This window comes from Arsenicibacter rosenii, assembly GCF_001870735.1.
Classification (GTDB): Bacteria; Bacteroidota; Bacteroidia; order Cytophagales; family Spirosomataceae; genus Arsenicibacter; species Arsenicibacter rosenii.
Genome location: NZ_MORL01000009.1, coordinates 78,670 through 98,226 on the forward strand (window position 1 = coordinate 78,670; position 19,557 = coordinate 98,226).

General features: G+C 52.2%; 18 protein-coding genes. 9 read left to right on the top strand and 9 right to left on the bottom strand.

The features are described 5' to 3' along the window. Positions 1 to 4: 4 nt before the first annotated feature. Complete coding sequence (locus BLX24_RS17250; RefSeq protein WP_177225862.1) at positions 5 to 1,399, bottom strand: serine hydrolase domain-containing protein; 1,395 nt, start codon at positions 1,397 to 1,399, stop codon at positions 5 to 7. 276 nt (positions 1,400 to 1,675) lie between these two features. Here BLX24_RS17250 and lipB point away from each other — a divergent pair, with 276 nt between their 5' ends. From lipB to rnr, 4 genes are all read left to right on the top strand, one after another. After that, a complete protein-coding gene (gene lipB, locus BLX24_RS17255; protein WP_071504430.1) occupies positions 1,676 to 2,419 on the top strand; it encodes a lipoyl(octanoyl) transferase LipB in 744 nt (247 codons plus the stop codon). Positions 2,420 to 2,443: 24 nt separating this feature from the next. Beyond that, positions 2,444 to 2,860, top strand: coding sequence for a hypothetical protein (locus BLX24_RS17260; RefSeq protein WP_071504431.1), 417 nt, complete (start codon positions 2,444 to 2,446; stop codon positions 2,858 to 2,860). A gap of 89 nt (positions 2,861 to 2,949) precedes the next feature. Further along, positions 2,950 to 3,696 carry a 3'-5' exonuclease gene (locus BLX24_RS17265; RefSeq protein ID WP_071504432.1) on the top strand — a complete coding sequence of 249 codons (747 nt, stop codon included), beginning with the start codon at positions 2,950 to 2,952 and terminating at the stop codon, positions 3,694 to 3,696. A 182-nt stretch (positions 3,697 to 3,878) separates the two neighbouring features. Next, positions 3,879 to 6,299, top strand: coding sequence for a ribonuclease R (rnr, locus tag BLX24_RS17270; RefSeq protein ID WP_071504433.1), 2,421 nt, complete (start codon positions 3,879 to 3,881; stop codon positions 6,297 to 6,299). An 89-nt stretch (positions 6,300 to 6,388) separates the two neighbouring features. On the opposite strand, the gene BLX24_RS17275 is transcribed toward rnr, so the two are convergent. The 5 genes from BLX24_RS17275 to galE all read right to left on the bottom strand — a co-directional run bounded on the left by BLX24_RS17275 (position 6,389) and on the right by galE (position 12,396). Continuing rightward, entirely contained in the window at positions 6,389 to 8,425 is a 2,037-nt protein-coding gene (locus tag BLX24_RS17275; protein WP_071504434.1) for a M13 family metallopeptidase, read from the bottom strand. A gap of 125 nt (positions 8,426 to 8,550) precedes the next feature. Beyond that, positions 8,551 to 9,129, bottom strand: a complete 579-nt coding sequence (locus tag BLX24_RS17280) for a thioredoxin family protein (protein WP_071504435.1) — start codon at positions 9,127 to 9,129, stop codon at positions 8,551 to 8,553. Positions 9,130 to 9,203: 74 nt separating this feature from the next. Then, positions 9,204 to 10,064 carry a glucose-1-phosphate thymidylyltransferase RfbA gene (gene rfbA / locus BLX24_RS17285; RefSeq protein WP_071504436.1) on the bottom strand — a complete coding sequence of 287 codons (861 nt, stop codon included), beginning with the start codon at positions 10,062 to 10,064 and terminating at the stop codon, positions 9,204 to 9,206. 84 nt (positions 10,065 to 10,148) lie between these two features. Next, positions 10,149 to 11,213, bottom strand: a complete 1,065-nt coding sequence (rfbB, locus tag BLX24_RS17290; RefSeq protein WP_071504437.1) for a dTDP-glucose 4,6-dehydratase — start codon at positions 11,211 to 11,213, stop codon at positions 10,149 to 10,151. 142 nt (positions 11,214 to 11,355) lie between these two features. Next, complete coding sequence (gene galE, locus BLX24_RS17295) at positions 11,356 to 12,396, bottom strand: UDP-glucose 4-epimerase GalE (RefSeq protein ID WP_071504438.1); 1,041 nt, start codon at positions 12,394 to 12,396, stop codon at positions 11,356 to 11,358. A gap of 157 nt (positions 12,397 to 12,553) precedes the next feature. Between galE and BLX24_RS17300 the strand changes: the two genes are divergently transcribed. Next, positions 12,554 to 13,429 carry a transglutaminase-like domain-containing protein gene (locus BLX24_RS17300; RefSeq protein ID WP_071504439.1) on the top strand — a complete coding sequence of 292 codons (876 nt, stop codon included), beginning with the start codon at positions 12,554 to 12,556 and terminating at the stop codon, positions 13,427 to 13,429. Here BLX24_RS17300 and BLX24_RS17305 read toward each other — a convergent pair. Next, positions 13,426 to 14,073, bottom strand: coding sequence for a 4'-phosphopantetheinyl transferase family protein (locus tag BLX24_RS17305; RefSeq protein WP_071504440.1), 648 nt, complete (start codon positions 14,071 to 14,073; stop codon positions 13,426 to 13,428). The genes BLX24_RS17300 and BLX24_RS17305 overlap by 4 nt on opposite strands. Before the next feature lie 106 nt (positions 14,074 to 14,179). On the opposite strand from BLX24_RS17305, the gene BLX24_RS17310 reads away from it, so the two are divergent. The 3 genes from BLX24_RS17310 to folB all read left to right on the top strand — a co-directional run bounded on the left by BLX24_RS17310 (position 14,180) and on the right by folB (position 16,566). After that, positions 14,180 to 15,088, top strand: a complete 909-nt coding sequence (locus tag BLX24_RS17310) for a WD40 repeat domain-containing protein (RefSeq protein ID WP_071504441.1) — start codon at positions 14,180 to 14,182, stop codon at positions 15,086 to 15,088. Between the two features lie 149 nt (positions 15,089 to 15,237). Continuing rightward, positions 15,238 to 16,185 carry a DivIVA domain-containing protein gene (locus BLX24_RS17315; RefSeq protein ID WP_071504442.1) on the top strand — a complete coding sequence of 316 codons (948 nt, stop codon included), beginning with the start codon at positions 15,238 to 15,240 and terminating at the stop codon, positions 16,183 to 16,185. Between the two features lie 30 nt (positions 16,186 to 16,215). Continuing rightward, positions 16,216 to 16,566: a dihydroneopterin aldolase gene (folB, locus tag BLX24_RS17320; protein ID WP_071504443.1), complete on the top strand. Its 351-nt coding sequence runs from the start codon at positions 16,216 to 16,218 to the stop codon at positions 16,564 to 16,566. Positions 16,567 to 16,603: 37 nt separating this feature from the next. On the opposite strand, the gene BLX24_RS17325 is transcribed toward folB, so the two are convergent. Further along, positions 16,604 to 17,539, bottom strand: coding sequence for a diacylglycerol/lipid kinase family protein (locus BLX24_RS17325; protein WP_083422034.1), 936 nt, complete (start codon positions 17,537 to 17,539; stop codon positions 16,604 to 16,606). A gap of 100 nt (positions 17,540 to 17,639) precedes the next feature. Between BLX24_RS17325 and BLX24_RS17330 the strand changes: the two genes are divergently transcribed. Continuing rightward, entirely contained in the window at positions 17,640 to 18,590 is a 951-nt protein-coding gene (locus BLX24_RS17330; protein WP_229201835.1) for an App1 family protein phosphatidate phosphatase, read from the top strand. Here BLX24_RS17330 and meaB read toward each other — a convergent pair. Then, on the bottom strand, positions 18,582 to 19,553 hold the full coding sequence (gene meaB, locus BLX24_RS17335; RefSeq protein ID WP_071504445.1) for a methylmalonyl Co-A mutase-associated GTPase MeaB: 972 nt from the start codon (positions 19,551 to 19,553) through the stop codon (positions 18,582 to 18,584). The two genes, BLX24_RS17330 and meaB, sit on opposite strands and share 9 nt — an antisense overlap. Positions 19,554 to 19,557: the final 4 nt, after the last annotated feature.

Here is a 19,557-nt window from a genome sequence, read left to right on the forward strand (position 1 = left end):
AAAATTATTTAGTGAGCCGTCGGAGCAGGGCAAAAGACGTCGGATCAAGCTCAGCCGCACTGTTGGTCAGTACCACAACGGCCATTTTTTTAGTTGGTTCAAAACCGGCAAAGGACGAATACCCGCCTGTCTGCCCGTTGTGCCAGAACCAGCCGTCGCGGGTTTTGTGCCAGCCCAGGCCCACGATCTGCTTGTTGGTAAACGTGATCTGCTGCGTCAACTGCATATCTTTACTGAGGGGCGTATCGCCTTTTGCCAGCTCCGCTTTCACGTACAGGAGCATGTCGCTGAGTGTCGACCGTATGCCGCCCGCACCAGCCAGCGCCTGAAACTCCCACGACGACACGGCATGGCCTTCGGCATCATGCCCCTGTGCAAACTGCCGGATGTCCTCGCTGGTCAGGTTCAGTTTTGTTTGGGCTAAACCAAGCGGCTTACCGATTTCGGCCGTCAGCATTTGCTCATACGGCTGTTTGTTAACGATTTCCAGAACCGTGCCCAACAGGCCCGCACCCAGGTTTGAGTATTCGTACGTACCGGCAGAATTCAGTTTTGCTGATTTCAGGTAGCTGAACAACGCGTCACGATCGTAGTGTTTGTAGGGATTGGTCTCGCTGGCGTTGGCCGTAAACAGGTTATCCGGCAATCGGGGCAGCCCCGATGTGTGGTTGGCAAGTTGCAGCAGCGTAACCGGCTTACCGCCTTTTTGTAAGACCGGAATGGAGGCCGGCAGGTAGTTACTCACCGGATCGGTCAGCTTCACCAGCCCTCGCCGGACGGCATCGGCCAGCATTGTGGCGGTAAACGTTTTACTGACTGACCCTATCTCGTAAATTGTATTGGCAGCGGGCAGTTGCCCGCTGCCTTTTGTCGTTTCGCCGTAGTGGTACATAAACACACTGTCGTTCCGGACGACACCAATCGACATACCGGCACCGTTTTGTCCGGCAAAATAGCGACGGGCTAAACTGTCGACCTGTTTATCGAGCGCTGTCCGCATCGGATTAGATACCGGCAACACCGCCGCCTTCTGTACCTCTGCCTGATGCGGCCGGAACAGAAACGTCTCAATTTTACCTTTGCTGTCGCGGCTGATGTAAAAATCAAGCACGGCTTTGGCAAATGTCGCTTCGTATTTAGCCACCCCGTTTGTCGTGTTTTTATAGTCTGCTTTCTGCCAGTCGCCTAGCTGCATCCGGAGCATCTGAGTGGTTTGGCGGAGCTGATCGGATGCTATCTGTTTCTGAAAGCCCTCTCCCATCAGCCCATACAGCAAATCCGGTTGCTGGTCATTGTAATACCGGCGGGACAAGCGGGTCAGTGAATCCAGCGCCGCGTTTTGTGCCAACGTGGTCATAGAGATAAGTACGAACAGACTAAGCAGGTATGTCTTTTTCATCGGCATGAGCATGTGTTGCTTTTTATCATGTTGAGCCGGCAAAGCACCTTACCAGCCTCCGATGGTCAAAGGTGGCAGACTCGTCGCGGGTCATGAATGACAAAAACCAGTATATGGTCTGATAAAGGTACAGAATACAAGACAGGCTGGTTATAAAAATAGAACCACCGGCAGCAGGCCGGGATAAGCGGTTCGGCAGCTGGCCATAACCGACCGAACGATCAGGCCTGACTTCGTGTTAATATAGAGCAGGGTTTTCCCTGCATTCTGCAAAAAATGAACAGTTATCCGAATAAACTTGTACAGATCCGGCAGCTTGGCAGTATTGATTACCAGCAGGCGTGGGACTATCAGGAAGCGCTCTTTGCCGATACCCTGGCCATGAAGGTCTACAACCGCAACAGCCCGCCTGAGGCGCAAAAACAGACGCCGAACTACCTGCTGTTCTGTGAACACCCTCACGTGTATACCCTCGGTAAAAGCGGTAAGGAAAACCATTTGCTGGCCAACGACGCGTTTCTGGAAAACATCGGTGCCCGTTTTTATCGTATCAACCGCGGCGGCGATATTACCTACCACGGTCCGGGACAGCTGGTTGGCTACCCGATTCTGGATCTGGATAACTTTTTTACCGACATTCACCGCTACATGCGTTTGCTGGAAGAAGGCATCATCCTGACCCTGGCCGACTATGGCATAGCGGCCGGCCGCATCGACGGCCTGACCGGCGTCTGGCTCGACCATGAGGCTCAGATAAACCCGCGTAAAATCTGCGCGATGGGCGTAAAAGCCAGCCGCTGGGTAACCATGCACGGATTTGCCTTGAATGTAAATACCGATTTGTCGTATTTTAGCCACATTGTCCCTTGCGGCATTGCTGATAAAGCCGTTACCTCTATGCAGCAGGAGCTAGGGCACCCGGTACCGCTGCATGAGGTTACAGACAAATTGCAGGGGCACCTGCTGGACCTGTTCGGGATGGCGATTGCCCCGGCAACGGAGGGGATGCCGGTCGGGTAAGCAGAGAATGATACGTAATTACGCATGAAAAAAGACATTGATTTTTCTCCGGTTGCGGGGGTTCAGGTAGTGATAGCCCGCAAAAAGAACGAATTAAATCAGTTTGACTGGCAGGTATTTCTGATCAATCAGAACAAAGTAGCGATCACCAACATTTTTGTTACCTCAAAGGGATACAGTTCAAAAGATGATACATCCGGCGATCAGGCACAGCGGACCTCGACCCTCCGGCATTTTTTTCCTGAACTACAGGCCGGCGAGTATCAGGTTGTTGAAAACATTATGCCCGATGTGTTTCACCTTAATAATGAATATTGGGTTAGTTATTTCATTGACGGTCAGATTTTCGACAAAAAGTTTATCTTCGTGCCAGATAGTATCGTGGAAGAAAACCTGATAGAAGTACCCGCTCTGGGGCTGGAAGGGGTGTTACACGATTGATCGGCATGGGTCAGCCTGCGTGTCCGGCGATAGCAGATGCTCCCATAGAGACCCTGAACCTAACGCTGTCGCCGGATTGACATGTAGTTATGCAACAGCCTATTCCCTGGAAACGAAAATTAAAAAACCTGTTATTCATTGACCTCAAGACGGTGGCCGCCGAACCGGCTTTTGAGCAGGTAAATCCGCGTTTACAGCGCCAATGGGAACAGAAAGCCGCATATTTTCGTAGTGAAGATAACCGGACTACCTCGGACTGGTACGATCACCGGGCATCGCACTACGCCGAATTCGGTAAAATTGTCTGCATCGGCATCGGTGGCTTGTATTGGGACGACTCGGATCAGCCCAACCTGAAAATCAAGACGCTGGCCGATGATGATGAACGAAGTATTTTGCAGGAGTTTCTCCAGATCGTCAATCGTTACCCCCCCAACGAACTCGTTCTGTGTGCCCATAACGGCAAAGAATTCGATTTCCCGTATGTTTGTCGCCGGCTGATGATCAACGGCTTTCCGCTGCCATCGGCCTTGCAGCTGGCCGGTAAAAAGCCGTGGGATATTCCGCATCAGGATACCATGGAACGCTGGCGGTTCGGTGAAAGCCGCCATTACGTGCCACTCGACCTGCTGGCCGCAGCCCTTAATGTTCCGGGCAAACCACTGGACATGACCGGCGACGATACCACGTTTGTTTACCATCAGGATCACGACATGAACCGCATCCGGCAATACACCCGCGATTCCATTTCCATGCTCGTTCAGGTTTACCTGCGCATGATCGGCGCCCCGCTGGTCGACGATAACCACATCGTTCATACCGACTGGGCACTGTGATGGTTGACGGGCGAAACGCCCGTTTTTTGTATATGTATAGACGAAGGCCGGCAGCCACAAGGTTGCTTTCCCTGACCGTCAGATTTTTAACACAGTAATACCGGTCGTTGTTGTTTTTATATCATGCCCACATCGTATTGACACAGGATTCCACCTGAATACAACAACACCAGCATACGTAAATGAGAAATAAACCCAAAAACAATCAATACAACCGGGCTCAGTCGGGGCGTTCGCGCGAACAAAGTGCCGGTAGCCCAGGCAAGGACCGGCCACGCGCCGGTGGCCCGAAATCGGCCGTTTCCTTCCTTGATGAAATGAAAGATGATCTGGCGGCTTTCTTCCGGATCAACAGCGAAGAATCGTTTTCACAGCTTCAGGTACTCGACCACTTTGGCGTCGGCGACCGGAAAATGAAGCTGATTATGCATGGACTGATCGGCGAACTTACCGATGAAGGTGTGCTGAGCCGCCTGGACGATGGCACTTACCGCGCCAATGAAGCGGTAGCTACCCTGGAAGGGACTGTCGACCATGTTAATGCCAAGTTTGCCTACATTGTTCCGACCGAAAACCGTGTCGACCGCGATAGTGATATCTGGGTTGCGACGGAAGATCTGGCGGGTGCGATCGACGGCGACAAGGTTCGGGTGATGCGCTATGGCGACCGCCCGGGAGGCCGTTCGCGCAAGCGGACTGAAGGTAAGGTAACCGAAATCGTGGAGCGGGGCCGGTCCGAAATTGTCGGCCAGATTGAAGTATGGCCCACCTATGGCATCATTTCGCCTGATAGCAAAAAGCTGTACGAAGATATTTATATCCCGAAAGATAAACTCGGCGCCGCTAACGACGGTGATAAGGTCATTGTCCGGCTCACGAAATACCCGGATCCGCTCAGCAAAAAAAGCCGTTTTGAAGGTGAGGTCATTACGGTACTGGGCGAAGCCGGTCAGAACGACACCGAAATGCACGCTATTCTGGCTGAATTTGGCCTGCCGATCTCCTTCCCCCCTGCGGTTGAAGAGGAGGCGGAACAGATTCCGGTCAAAATCAGCAAACGCGATCTGGCCAAACGACGCGATTTCCGCGGCATCACCACCTTTACCATCGACCCGGTCGATGCGAAGGACTTTGACGATGCCTTGTCGTTTCAGTATCTCGACAACGGCAACTACGAAATCGGCGTGCACATTGCCGACGTAACGCACTATGTGAAACCCGGCTCGTTACTGGAAGAAGAAGCCTACAAACGGGCGACATCCGTGTACCTGGTCGACCGCGTCGTGCCGATGCTGCCCGAAAAACTCTCAAACGGCTTGTGTTCACTCCGGCCCAATGAAGACAAGCTGACGTTTTCGGCCGTTTTTGAAATAACCCCCGATGCCCGCGTGGTCAGCGAATGGTTTGGCCGGACGGTCATTCACTCCGACCGCCGGTTTGCCTATGAAGAAGCACAGGAGGTAATCGACAGCGGCAACGGCGATTATGTAAGCGAACTGCGGATCCTGAACGACCTGGCCAAAAAGCTGCGGGCAGAACGATTCCGCCACGGCGCGATTAATTTCGAGACCGTCGAGCTGAAGTTTAAACTCGATGAAAAGGGTGTTCCGATTGCGGTCTATCCGAAAATCCGGAAAGATGCCCACAAGCTGATCGAAGAATTCATGTTGCTGGCCAACAAGCAGGTTGCTGAATTTGTCCATCGCCTGTCGCCGAAGAAAAAGCGCGGTGCCGACGAAGATAATGCCAATGTGATGGTATACCGGGTGCACGAAAATCCGGATGACGACAGACTTCGGACTTTTGCCGACTTTGCGCGCCGTTTCGGCTACAAACTCAAAGTCGATGACGAACACCTGTCGGGGTCGATGAACAAATTTATGGACGAGCTGGAAGGTAAACCGGAGCAGCACATGCTTCAGCAACTCGCGATCCGGACCATGTCGAAGGCGCGGTACAGCATCGAAGACCTGGGCCACTTTGGTCTGGCCTTCCGGCGCTATTCGCACTTTACATCGCCGATCCGCCGGTATCCGGATATGATGGCCCACCGGTTGTTGCAGCACTACCTCGACCATGGTAAACCCGTCGACGCAGAGGAATACGAGAAAAAAAGCCGCCATTCGTCGGAGCGTGAGAAACTGGCAACCGAAGCCGAACGCGCCAGCATCAAGTACAAGCAGGTGGAGTTTATGAGCCGGATAGGCACCAGCAAAACCTTTGAAGGGGTTATTTCGGGCGTAACAGAATTCGGCATTTTCGTCGAAATTACCGAAAACAGCTGCGAAGGACTGATACGGATGCAGGATCTGAACGGAGATTACTATGAGTATGACCGTGAGAACTACCGGATTATCGGTAGCCGTACCAAACAGATCTTTACCTTCGGGGATAAGGTAGTTGTACGGCTGAAAGAAGCCAACCTGTCCCGCCGGAGTATGGATTTTTACCTGGTCAGCGACAGCACAGGCAAACCTTACCGTACGGAGAACCCGAAAGAACGCAGCAGTGCCGAAGGTGGGCCGCGCGGCGGCCGCTCCGAACGGCCAACAGCAAAAGTACCGTCAAAATTGGAGCTGAAGCGCCGGACTAAACGCCGGTAACGCCATAAAAAGCCCCCGCTGCAAGTCCGCAGCGGGGGCTGTACCAAAGGTATAGGTATTACGCTCTTTGCGCTAAGCCCTCTGCTTCCTTACCAAACCTTAATCCGTTCTTCTTTCGGTTTATACATCTTGTCGCCCGGCTTCACATTAAAGGCCTGATACCAGACATCCATATTTGAAATCGGTCCGTTACAGCGGTATTGACCGGGAGCGTGCGGGTCGGTCAGGATAAGCTGTGCCTGCTGTTCGGGCAGCACGTTGATCCGCCAGATCTGTCCCCAGGACAGGAAAAACCGCTGATCCGGTGTAAAACCATCGATTTTCGTGTTGCTCTTCCCTTGTTTTGTCTTCTTGAAGGCATCATAGGCAATCGCCAGACCACCCAGATCGGCCAGGTTTTCGCCCAGCGTCAGCTTACCGTTGACGGCCAGGGTATCCAGTACTTTAAAGCCAAAAAACTGCGCCTCGACCTTACCGGCACGCTCCTTAAAATTAGCCGCGTCATCTTTTGTCCACCAGTCACGCAGGGTACCGTCGGCATCATACTGACGGCCTGAGTCATCAAAGCCGTGCGTCATTTCGTGGCCGATTACAGCACCGATACCGCCATAGTTTACGGCATCATCTGCCTCGGCATCAAAGAACGGGAATTGCAGAATGGCTGCCGGGAAGGCGATTTCGTTGTTAACCGGATTGTAGTAAGCATTTACCGTAGGCGGCGTCATCCCCCATTCCGTTTTGTCAACAGGTTTACCCAGCCGGTTAATCATGTAGTTGTACGACCACTTGCCGGCGGCCTTCACGTTGCCGAAAAAGTCGTTGCGGGTGATCTCAACGCCATCGTAGTTTTTCCACTTGTCCGGATACCCGATTTTGCGTTTGAACGATACCAGCTTATTGGTTGCCCGTTTTTTGGTTTCTTCACTCATCCAGTCCAGGGCCTGAATATGCTCTTTGAACGATGCTTCGAGGTTGTCGACCAGCGTAATCATCCGCTGTTTGGCTTCAGGCTTGAAGTATTGCTGCACATACAGCTGCCCCAGCATATCGCCCAGCGTTCCGTCGATCAGGCTGCTCATCCGCTGCCAGCGCGGTGTTTGCTCTTTCTGCCCGGTCAGCACTTTTGTAAACGCAAAGTTTTGCTTCACAAAGGCATCGCTCAGATAAGGTGCCGCCCCTTTTACAATGTTCCAGCGCATATATACTTTCAGGTCTTCGATAGGCGTTGCCGTCAGCAAACTATCGACCGACCGGAAGAATGCCGGGCTCTGCACCAGAACCGTATCCTGCCCGCTAACGCCCATTTTCGGCATCAGGCCGGCCCAGTTCATGTGCGGGGTCTGTTTGCTGAAATCGGTGACGGTAAACTTGTTGTAAGTTTTATACGGGTCACGCATCTCGACACGGGCCATCTGCGCCTTTGCCAGTGCCGTTTCAAAACGCAGGATAATGTCCGCATTCTGAGAAGCTTTTGTGGGCTCCTCTCCAATCAGACCAAACATTTTTGTGAGGTGATCACGATAGGCATCGCGGATTTTCTGGCTGCGCGGGTCGTTTTTCAGGTAGTAGTCCCGGTCTGGCAATGTGGTTCCCCCCTGCGACAATTGCGGCAGGTACTTGCTTACGTTCTTACGGTCCTGCGACACAAAAAAGCCATACAGCATGCCGTTCCCCTGCTTGCGTTGGAGCGCCATTTCATCCAGCGCAGCCTCTTTATTGGCCAGCTGCTCAATGCGGCTCAGGTCAGATTTAATCGGATCAAAGCCCTTGCGGTCAATCGCTGCACTATCCATCCCGCTGGCATAAAAGTCGCCGACCATCTGATACAAACGACCTTTGGTCGTGTTTTTACCGGCACCTTCCAGCAGATCTTTCATCGCCTGAACGCTCTTTTCGCGCAGTTCGTTGAAACTGCCCCAGGACGTTTTCGACGCCGGAACCGGATTACTTTTCAGCCAGTTACCGTTTGCATACTGATAGAAGTTATCCCCCGGACGAACGCTCATGTCCATGTTCTGCGGGTCAATAAACTTGCGTTGAGGGGCTTTCGGTGCTTTCGGCGGCGTCGTGGCCAGTACACTACCGGCCAGGGCAACAGCCGACAAAATAGCCAGTTGTTTTTTCATGTTGTGATGAAACGTGATTTAGTATTACTCTGTAAAGGTACACCAAAAACAAAGGGTTTAAAACACCCCATCTACCTGGTAGACTGAAATGCTTTAAACCCTTTATGCTATAGTATTGATAACCGCTATTGTCCTGCCGCTGTAGTGGTCGGCATGGCCGGCTGGTACTGTTTTACGTACGTACCTGCCTTATATTGGTCAAACGATTCTTTCTGGTTGTGGCCACCGCCGAAATATGTTGTAATCTGGTGAAAAACCCGTGGTTCCAGATAGCCCGGAACCGGCTGGATCATTTCCATCTTTTCGTTCAGGAACACCGTTGTCGGGTAGCTCATCTGCCCGTTCAGCAGGGCGATAGCCAGTTCATGGTTGTTGCCCTGGGCTTTAAACGTCCGCTGTCCCAATACGATATCTTCTTTCTGTTCGGCATTTAGCTTAACAGCATAGTAGTTTTCGTTTACATAATCGATAATAGCCGGTTGTGTAAACGTTTGCCGGTCCATTACCTTACACCAGCCACACCAGTCTGTGTACACATCGATAACAAACTTTTTCGGCTTTTTCTGACTAGCCTCGAATGCCTCTTTAATAGACATCCAGTGGATTTTCTTTTCTGCGGGCTTAGGTTCCTGTGCCTGGCGGAACGAAAAAAGCCCGACAACAGAGAAAATAAAAGCCGCAAGCAGGATGAAACGACGGTTCATGGTCTCAGCGTTTTGTAAGTCCGTGTTTATATGCTATAAAAGTAATAAACTCTGTAACAAGTTCCATGCCGGAACTATTTTACCAGACCCAGCAGGTATTGGCCGTAGCCGCTCTTAACCAACGGCTTAGCAATTTCGCAAAGCTGATCGCTGTTGATGAATCCCATGCGGTAGGCAATTTCTTCAATACACCCGATTTTCAGGCCCTGGCGTTCTTCAATTACTTGCACAAACTGCCCGGCCTGCATCAGCGACTGGAAGGTACCGGTATCGAGCCATGCCGTACCCCGGTCGAGAACACCCACTTTCAGACGTCCCTGCTCCAGGTAGACGCGGTTGATATCCGTAATTTCCAGCTCACCCCGCGGCGATGGTTTAATGTTTTTAGCGATTTCTACCACATTGTTGTCATAGAAGTAAAGACCCGGAACCGCATAGTTCGACTTGGGCTCAGCTGGCTTTTCTTCAATTGAAACTACGTTGTGATCACTGTCGAATTCAACTACGCCGTAGCGCTCCGGATCGTGTACCTGATAGGCAAACACCACGCCGCCCTCCGGATCGTTGTTCGACTGCAACAGTTTCGACAGGCCGGAGCCGTAGAAAATATTGTCGCCCAGTACCAGCGCTACTTTATCGTCGCCGATAAAATCGGCACCGATGATAAACGCCTGGGCCAGCCCGTCCGGACTTGGCTGTACGGCATAGCTGAACGAGCATCCTATCCGCGATCCGTCGCCCAGCAGCTTTTCGAAATGCGGCAGGTCGTGCGGTGTTGAGATAATCAGAATTTCTTTAATGCCCGCCAGCATCAGAATGGATAGCGGGTAATAAATCATCGGCTTGTCGTAAACAGGCATCAGCTGTTTTGAAACGGCAAGCGTCAGTGGGTGCAATCGGGTGCCGGAGCCCCCCGCAAGGATAATGCCTTTCATTATGATTGAGTGATTGAGTGATTGAGCAATTGAGTGATTACGCCACCGGCCCACTCAATCGCTCAATCACTCAATCACAATTAATTATCGGTTTTCGTACATCTCTGAATAATAACTCTGGTAGGCGCCGGAAGTAACGTTGTCGAGCCATTCCTGGTTATTCAGGAACCAGTCGACGGTTCGTTCCAGACCTTCTTCGAATTGCAGCGAAGGCTCCCAGCCCAGTTCGTTCCGGATTTTGGCGGCATCGATCGCATAGCGCAGGTCGTGGCCGGCACGGTCGGTTACGTAAGTAATCAAGCCTGCCGAAGTACCTTTCGGACGATCCAGCTTCCGGTCCATGATGTTACACAATAAGTGTACCAGATCAATATTGCGCCATTCGTTATGGCCACCGATGTTGTAGGTTTCGCCGTCTTTTCCGGTATGGAAAATGGTGTCGATGGCTCGGGCGTGGTCAACCACAAACAGCCAGTCGCGCACATTTTCGCCTTTGCCATAAACCGGCAGCGGCTTGTTGTTACAGATGTTATGAATCATCAGCGGAATCAGCTTCTCGGGGAAGTGATTCGGGCCGTAGTTATTGGAGCAGTTCGACAGCACAACCGGCATCTTATATGTATTGCCGTAGGCCCGGACAAAATGGTCTGACGCCGCTTTTGAGGCCGAATAAGGCGACTGCGGGTCATACGCAGTCTCTTCGGTAAAGAACTCGTCCGGGTTATGCAGCGAGCCATATACCTCATCCGTCGAGACGTGGTAGAAGCGTTTGCCGTCAAAACCGGTTTCGCCCGCTTTCCAGGCGTTTTTAGCCGCATTCAGCAGATTTACCGTACCAACTACGTTAGTCATCACAAACGACATAGGGTCGGTAATGGACCGGTCTACGTGCGATTCAGCAGCCAGGTGAATTACGCCATCCGGCTGTAGTTCCGTAAACAGGCCGTCGAGGAACGTGGCATCTGTAATATCACCTTTGATGAACATGTAGTTCGGCGCATGCTCAATATCTTTCAGGTTGGCCAGGTTACCGGCATACGTCAACTTGTCGAGGTTGATAATCTGGTACTCAGGATACTTCGTGACGAACAGGCGCACCACATGCGATCCGATAAACCCGGCACCTCCCGTTATGACAATCTTCTTCATGATGGTCAGTTATATAAGTCAGTTGAAATAGTGTTTCTCAAAAACACCTGAATAGTCAGGCCAATGCCTGAACTGGTTATGAACGGAGTCTTCTCCGCGAAAACTAGAATAATGTAGATGGATATAGTGTACCGGCTCCCGCTTATTTAGCTTGTAGTTTCTGCTGCCACCGCCAGGCATCGCTCAGCGACTCTGACAGCGAGCGTTTGGCTTCCCAGCCCAGCACCGTATTGGCTTTGTCGACATTGGCATAAATCTGCTCGACATCTCCCGGACGCCGCGGCCCGATGATGTAGTTTAGTTTTACCCCGGTTGCCTCTTCAAATGTGTTGATCAGTTCCAGCACGGATACACCCTGACCGGTGCCGACGTTAAAAATATCGTAGAATGACGACGTCTCCTGCTGATCCAACAAACGAAGCGCCTGCACATGGGCATCGGCCAGATCCATGACATGGATAAAATCACGGATACAACTGCCGTCGGGTGTATTGTAATCGTCGCCGAAAACGGTCAGTTTATCCCGTAAGCCGGCGGCGGCCTGTGTCAGAAAAGGAACCAGGTTGCTGGGTACGCCACGCGGTAACTCGCCGATAACAGCGCTTGGGTGTGCTCCGACCGGGTTGAAATAACGCAGCGAAATGGCCTTAACCGGCATCTTTGCCCGAACCGAATCACGGATGATGTCTTCGCCCATGGCCTTTGTATTGCCATAGGGCGACTCTGCCGGCAAGCGCGGTGTCAGTTCTGTCACCGGCAGTTGTTCAGGCTGCCCGTAAACGGTGCAGGACGACGAGAATACCAGATGCGCCACGCCGTGTTGATGCATTAACCCGAGCAGTGTCCACAGCGACCCGAGGTTGTTCCGGTAATACTTCAATGGCTTTTCAACTGACTCACCGACTGCCTTGTAGGCCGCAAAGTGAATAACGCCATGCAGTGCTTCTTTCCGGAAGATTTCGTCCATGGCCGCCTCGTCGTTGCAGTCCACGGTATAACAGGTAACCTCACGGCCAAGGATGGTGCGTAGCCCCTCCAGAACAGACGGTTCTGAGTTATCGAAGTTATCAACAATAACAGGCTCAAAACCGGCTTCGATCAACGAAACCACGGTGTGCGAACCAATGAATCCGGCTCCGCCAGTGACCAGAATTTTTGGGAAGGAATGCGTTGAGGAATCCAAATCGTTTTTTGTAAAAATTTGTTATTATTTGTAGATAGCGTTCCTGATTCAGGTGCTAGCGACAGGCCCGGAAGTGAATGCCGGACAAAACTATAAAATTCAGTAACTTTCTGGAAATAGTATTTATTTAGAGACAGATAAAGGTGCCTTAATGCATATGAACGAGACTGAAATTAAAGCCCTGATCTCCCTGCTGGACGATGAAGATCACGAAATCGTGGCGCATGTAGAGCAACGTATCAGGGAGTTGGGCGGTCAAATGATTCCGTTTCTTGAGTCTGAATGGGGTGAAAGTTTTAACCCCCTGCTGCAAAAACGAATTGAAGAAATCATCCACGACCTGCAATACCAAAGTGTACTGGACCGCATGCGCATCTGGCATCAGGGCGGCGGCATGGACCTGCTGGAAGGCTTATGGATAATTGCAACTTACCAATATCCGGACCTTTCGCTTGATAAACTCCGGCAGGATCTGGAGCAGCTTTACTACGACGTATGGCTGGATTTTTCGCCCGACATGCATCCCGTCGATCAGGTTAAAGCGCTGAACAACGCGTTTTTCAACAAGCTGCGGTTCGGTGCCAACTCGAAACATTTCCACTCTCCGGCCAACTCAATGATCAATCAGGTCATTGACACGCGTCGCGGCAATCCGATATCGCTCTGCATTGTTTATATGATGATTGCCCGACGGCTGGGATTGCCGGTTTATGGGGTAAACCTGCCAACCCTGTTTGTACTGACCTACAAAAATGACAACGGTGTGCAGTTTTATATCAACGTATTTAACCGCGGACTGATTTTCTCGAAAAACGACATTGATCATTACATCGGCCAACTCAACCTGAAACACAACGACATGTTTTACCAACCGTGTACTAATCAGGATATTATCCGGCGTATGCTGCGCAACCTGATCGTATCGTTTGATAAAAACGGCGATGCCGAGCGGGTAAAAGAGGTCGAAGCGATTCTGGACATGGTACGCGGTGATAACGACAGTCTGCCGTTGTCAGACTATACCCAGCGCTAAAACGCCACGGCCAGTAAACCGGGGCCCGTCCGGAAGCAAAAAATCCGGATGGGGTTTTCGGGAGGGGTCTCAAAATGGTCGGGCAGGCGCACATGCCCCGTCAATAGTGTATCTTCATCGGCAAACGGCTCAATGTGCAGATGCTCCCGAAAGGTGAGCTGCCGTTTGCCGTATAATTTATACAGCGCCTCTTTGGCACACCAGTACATGGCCAGCCGGTGCAGGTTGCCGTCTGCGTGCAGAACTTCGCCGGCCGACAGAACACGTGGTACCACACGGGAAAACTGCGCCCGCAACGGTTCAATATCCAGCCCGACCGGTTTATCGGGATGCCAGACCGCGGCTGCCCAGCCGCTCGTATGCGACAGTGAAATATGCCCCGGCAGACCAATCAGATGCGGTTTGCCGTATTCGTCCTTGACCATTCCCTGATACGTAAACCCCTGGCTTTGGCTTAGCTGATGCATGGCCGACCGGCACGCCAGCCACTCCACACGCTGTGCCGGATGAGTAATTCCGGTCAGGTCTGCTTCTTCTTCAGGTGTTAGCCGCAGGCCGGTCCGAAGGGTTGGTTCGGTTTCCTCAATTTCCCACAAAGCAACCACACAGGCTCCGGCAGGCCGAAGCGTAGACAACAAGGGCATTTTCTTTTCGCTAATTTTGTACGCAAAAATAGCATGCACCCGACAGCAACCGGCGATCTGTTCTAAAAAAAGGTCCTGCCAGCCACACGGGGGCAGCTGAAAAATTATGTACGTTCAGAAGCTTGATACATTTGGCGGCCACCGCGAGGGCGTCTATGCGCTGGAGCCCGCCAAAGGGGCCGGTTCATTTTTTTCGGCAGGTGGCGACGGGCTTATTGTCCGCTGGCAGTTGTCCCGCCCTGATCTGGGCGATTTAATTGCACGCGTATCCGCCTCGGTTTATGCCTTAGCGTATGATCCGGCACGAAATTGGCTGTGGGTTGCTCAGAATTACCAGGGGATCCATCGGATCGATCCGGACCTGAAAGAAACCCAGGGATCGCTCCGGCTTACGTCTGCGGCCATCTATGCTCTTAAACTGTACCGGAACCAGCTTTTTGTAGCCCTGGGCGACGGAGTTGTCATCGTGGTTGATGCCGGAGAGCTCGCCGTGCGCAAACACCTGAAGGCGTCTGATAAGAGCGCCCGCAGCATTGCCATCAATCCGGTATCGGGTGAGTTTGCCGTGGCCTACAGCGACCACATGATCCGTATTTTCGATCTGGAAACGCTGAATCTGAAACAGGTACTGACCGGTCATGCCAATTCGGTATTTACGGTAGCTTATTCGCCGGACGGCCGGTATCTGCTGAGCGGCAGCCGCGATGCCCACCTGAAAGTGTGGTCAGTAACCGATGGGTATTCGGTAAAAGAGGATATTGTTGCCCATATGTTTTCGATTAATCACATCGTTTTCAGTCCGGATGGTACGCTGTTTGCCACCGCCAGCATGGATAAATCGATCAAAATCTGGAATGCCGCGACGTTTAAGCTGCTGAAGGTCGTAGATCGGGCACGGCACGCCGGACACGGTACATCAGTGAACCGGCTGTTATGGGAAACCGATCAGCATCATTTGCTATCGGCAAGCGATGACCGGACCATATCAGTCTGGTCGGTGAAGCTGTCGCAGTGAAGCTGTCGCAGTGAAGGCATTTAAAAATTACCATAGAATAAAAAAGGCCCTGTTTCTTACAAATTCAGGCGAACTATTGCTAAATCGATATAAACCACGTTATTTTCAGCCAAGGACTGATTTAGACGTACTTGAGGTACTTATAACATATGAAGATCACGCCCATTGAAATTCGGCAGCATACCTTCGAAAAAGCGCTGCGTGGCTACAAAACCGAAGAGGTTGATGCCTTCTTGTCTTCGCTTTCGCAAGAATGGGAGCGTGTGGTCGGCGAACAGAAAATGCTGAAAATGCAGCTGGAGCTGGCCGAAAAAGAGCTTAACAAACTGAAAGAAGTTGAGCTTACGCTGTTCCGGATGCTGAAAACGGCTGAAGATACCAGTAGTCAGATTACGGATCAGGCCAACCGTGCTGCCGATCAGCACATGACCGACGCCCGTAAAAAGGCAGACGAAATGCTTGCGGATGCGCGTAAGCGTTCGGCATTGATGATTCAGGATGCTGAAAATCAATCACGTTACCTGAAAGATTCGATCCTTAACGACCTGAAGGCGATGGAGCACGATTTCAAGGCGATGGAACGCTACAAGGACAACCTTGCGCAGCAGATCCGGACCCTGGCCGGTAATGCCATGGATAGCGTTGACCGCTTCGAGAAAAAGTTTGAGCGTCAGTCACTGAAAGGCAAGATCGATGAAGTAGCCGACCAGATCAAATCTGAACAGGAAGCCTATGCGCGGTCTCAGGAAGCGGCGGCCGCTACGGCAACGACGCCTCAACCGGATAACCTGGTTGATCCGGCAACAACAACCGCCCCGGAAGCAGCCAGCAACGAGTCAATTGATGCCGGTGTCGACGAAGCCCTGGCCCATCAGCAACAGCATACCTATGGCCATGAGCCGGACATTACGCGGCCTGCATATCAGACCTACGAAACCGAAGAAGACATTGACCACTTATCCGGTCAGGGTGAGGAGCCGGAAGAAGCCGGCCTGCCAACGGTATCCAGTGTGATGCAGTATGCGCAGGAAACGCCGGAACCGGAGCCGGAACCAGAGCCGAAAAAAGAAGGCGGCTCATTTTTTGATCAAATTTAAGGAGACGATGATTGCTCCGACAGCAACGTTTTGGGAACAATTAGTTTAGAAGGACTTGAATTTTTTGCCTACCACGGTTATTACGACGAGGAGCAGAAAATCGGTAATAAGTATTCGGTGGATATTACGGTCACAACCGATTTCTCGATTGGTGCACAGCAGGACCGGCTTAGCGGTACCGTCGATTATGAAAAGCTATATCAGATAGCGGCCGGTGTAATGGGACGGAAAGCCCGCCTGCTGGAACATATCGCCCAACAGCTTATCGAAGAAATCCGGATAGCCTATCCGGTTGTAGTGGCGGTCGAAGTAAGCGTGTCAAAGTTTAATCCGCCCATCGGTGGGGTTTGCCACCGGGCCCGGATTACGCTGAAAGGATAGATTCACAGGCGGCACCCATTGAGGGGTGCCGCCTTTTTTATGTCGGTTCGCCCGCCTGTGGTGGCATCAGAACGGTCAGTTCGCCGGAGCGGATGCGCGCTTTTACCTCCTTAATCTTTCCTTTGTATTCGCCGTCGACCTGAAAGTAGGCCTTCCGGCGGGTCCTGATTGTGATGGATGTGGCCGGAAAAATATGAATCTTGTTCGGGTCAAATGGCTTGTAGCGCCAGAACATCTTCAGAAACTCCCAGAACGACAGGTCGCGCAGAATAATCACCTCAAAAGCGCCGTCGCTTAACTCACCTTCCGGATTGATGATCGCGCCTGTCCCGTACATCCGTGCATTGGCAAGTACGACCATAAACGCCTGACAGGCAAATGATTCTTTTTTGGAATGGATCTCAATATCAAGCAGCCGTTTGCGGTACAACGTACGAACAACACCCCGCAGATACCCCATTTTACCCCGCCAGTTATTTTCGGCATAGTATTTTACCAGCTGCGCATTCAGTCCGATGTCGCTCAGGTGCAGGCAAATGTCATCGTTTACGGAAATAGCATCAAGCGGCTGAGCGGTACCATTGGCAAAAATGTCCAGCAGTTCGGGGGTAGTCGCCGGCAAGGCCAGCTCGCGGGCCAGCCCATTGGCCGAGCCCGCCGGTAAAATACCGAGCGGAATCGCGGTGCCCATTAAATGTTCGGCGACAATCTTAACCGTTCCGTCGCCCCCCACGGCCACAACCCGGTCAGGCTGGTGTTCGCTGATGGCGTTCCGGACAATGCGTCCATCCTGTTTTCCATCCAGAAAAACAAAGATGGGTTCGTTTTCCATGTTACGGAAGTAGGCCGTAATGTCATCAGTGAGCGCCGATTTATCGTTGCCGCCGGAAACAGGGTTGATTATAAACAGGATTTTCAACTTATTGGCTTCTTGCCAGTTTATGGTTTGATCGGCCGACGATTTTGTTTGCATGGAAACAGTGAATAAGCATCTACCCATTAAACCGAAAACTACCCGAAAGGATAGCTGGAAGAAAAGAATTTTAGCGTGGTTCCGACTCACAAATGATTTAGTGGTTCGCGTTTACCGCGGCTATGGCAATGCCCGTAAGGTGACCATTCAAGGACATGTGCTCCGCCTGAGCCCGCTGCCCCGCCGGAAATACCGCAAAAACATGCTGGTCAACCTGTTAGCTGTTATCCGGCTGTTTTTTGTGCGTCCTGTCGCTAATGTTACGGTCCGGCTGAAAGGAACGGCCTTGCAGACCATCACCGATGCCGACGGTTTTTTCCGGATAGAATGGGTGCCACAGGAGCCGTTACCCGCCGGATGGCATACGGTTACCGTAGAGCTGATTACGGCGCACCGGTGGATTACCGAGGGAGAGGGCCGTTTTTATATTCCGCCGCAAACCCGCTACGGCTGCATTTCTGATATTGACGACACATTTCTGATTTCCCATTCGTCGACCATTGCCAAGCGGTTGCTGGTGTTATTGACCGAAAACGCGCATAGCCGCGAGCCCTTCGACGATGTAGTTGATCATTACCAGTTGCTGGCCCACGCCTGCACTGCCGACGGACAAACGAATCCTTTTTTCTTTGTTTCCAGCAGCGAATGGAACCTGTACGACTATATTCTTGAGTTTTCGGAGACCAACCATTTGCCGGACGGTGTTTATCTGCTGAGCCAGTTGAAGCGTCTGCGGCAATTGTGGAAAACGGGAAAGAACAAACATTTTACCAAAATGGACCGTATCGCCCGTATTCTGCACATGTATCCGGAGCGGCAGTTTATTTTGCTGGGCGATGACTCCCAGGAAGACCCCTCCATTTATGCCTCCGTAATTGCGCATTATCCAAACCAGATCCGGTCGGTTTATCTGCGGCAGATAAATGTCAGAAATCAGGAACGCACGAAAACGCTGATCGGACAAATGGAAAAAGCAGGGGTATCAGTATGCTATTTCAGGCACAGCGCCAGGGCGATTGAGCACTCACAGCACATCGGTTTATTACCCTAGTAAGCTGTTGACGGCCTGCACCGGCAGGATGCTGCCGGAACGCACCTGTTCTTCAATCGCAGTCAGCCGCTCACGCATCCCTGTTTGGGCGTAAAACTGCTGTTCAAGACGCTGACGCAGGTAGCTCCGGAACCAGTCGAGTTGCTGCAATTGCCGGCGTTGCCCATGGCTGCCGTTCTGCATGGTCAAAGCCTGATGTTCTTCAATTAAAGCCCGGATATCGGCAACACCCTCCCCTGTTGTGGCCGAGCAGGTAACGACCGGAGGAAACCAGCCGGTGCCGGTGGGCGGAAAGAGGTGCAGGGCATTCTGGTATTCAACACGGGCCCGTTTGGCGTTGGCCTTATTATCGCCGTCGGCTTTGGTAATAGCAAGGGCATCCGCCAGCTCCATGATGCCGCGTTTCATGCCCTGTAATTCATCACCGGCTCCGGCCAGCATCAGAAGCAGAAAGAAATCGACCATACCGTGGACCAGCGTCTCCGACTGCCCGACGCCAACCGTTTCGATCAGGATCACCTCAAAGCCGGCCGCTTCGCAAAGCAGCATTGTCTCGCGGGTGCGGTGCGCCACCCCGCCGAGAGAGTCTCCGGCGGGCGACGGACGGATATAAGCGAGCGGATCAACCGACAGCGTTTCCATCCGGGTTTTGTCGCCCAGCAAACTCCCCCCCGACCGCTGACTGGTCGGATCAATGGCCAGCACGGCCAGTTTTTTGCCCAGACCGGTCAGGTGTTTACCAAAAGTTTCGATGAAGGTGCTTTTGCCAACCCCGGGAACCCCCGTGATGCCGATCCGGACAGCTCTGCCCGTGTGCGGTAACACACCGGCTAGTACAGTCTGTGCCAGTGCCTGATCCGACGGTAAACGACTTTCTGCCAGCGTAATGGCACGGCTCAGCAACAGCCGGTCGCCGGCCAGTATCCCATTGATGTACTGTTCGGGAGAAAGGCGGTTACGCATACGC

Excerpts from the sequence above, each read along its gene's own strand:
- meaB (WP_071504445.1), bottom strand. The coding sequence starts at position 19,553 with ATGCGTAACCGCCTTTCTCCCGAACAGTACATCAATGGGATACTGGCC.
- BLX24_RS17325 (WP_083422034.1), bottom strand. The coding sequence starts at position 17,539 with ATGCAAACAAAATCGTCGGCCGATCAAACCATAAACTGGCAAGAAGCC.
- BLX24_RS17275 (WP_071504434.1), bottom strand. The coding sequence starts at position 8,425 with ATGAAAAAACAACTGGCTATTTTGTCGGCTGTTGCCCTGGCCGGTAGT.
- BLX24_RS17310 (WP_071504441.1), top strand. The coding sequence starts at position 14,180 with ATGTACGTTCAGAAGCTTGATACATTTGGCGGCCACCGCGAGGGCGTC.
- BLX24_RS17300 (WP_071504439.1), top strand. The coding sequence starts at position 12,554 with ATGAACGAGACTGAAATTAAAGCCCTGATCTCCCTGCTGGACGATGAA.
- BLX24_RS17250 (WP_177225862.1), bottom strand. The coding sequence starts at position 1,399 with ATGAAAAAGACATACCTGCTTAGTCTGTTCGTACTTATCTCTATGACC.
- BLX24_RS17280 (WP_071504435.1), bottom strand. The coding sequence starts at position 9,129 with ATGAACCGTCGTTTCATCCTGCTTGCGGCTTTTATTTTCTCTGTTGTC.
- BLX24_RS17305 (WP_071504440.1), bottom strand. The coding sequence starts at position 14,073 with ATGCCCTTGTTGTCTACGCTTCGGCCTGCCGGAGCCTGTGTGGTTGCT.
- BLX24_RS17265 (WP_071504432.1), top strand. The coding sequence starts at position 2,950 with ATGCAACAGCCTATTCCCTGGAAACGAAAATTAAAAAACCTGTTATTC.
- rfbA (WP_071504436.1), bottom strand. The coding sequence starts at position 10,064 with ATGAAAGGCATTATCCTTGCGGGGGGCTCCGGCACCCGATTGCACCCA.
- rfbB (WP_071504437.1), bottom strand. The coding sequence starts at position 11,213 with ATGAAGAAGATTGTCATAACGGGAGGTGCCGGGTTTATCGGATCGCAT.
- BLX24_RS17315 (WP_071504442.1), top strand. The coding sequence starts at position 15,238 with ATGAAGATCACGCCCATTGAAATTCGGCAGCATACCTTCGAAAAAGCG.
- lipB (WP_071504430.1), top strand. The coding sequence starts at position 1,676 with ATGAACAGTTATCCGAATAAACTTGTACAGATCCGGCAGCTTGGCAGT.
- BLX24_RS17260 (WP_071504431.1), top strand. The coding sequence starts at position 2,444 with ATGAAAAAAGACATTGATTTTTCTCCGGTTGCGGGGGTTCAGGTAGTG.
- rnr (WP_071504433.1), top strand. The coding sequence starts at position 3,879 with ATGAGAAATAAACCCAAAAACAATCAATACAACCGGGCTCAGTCGGGG.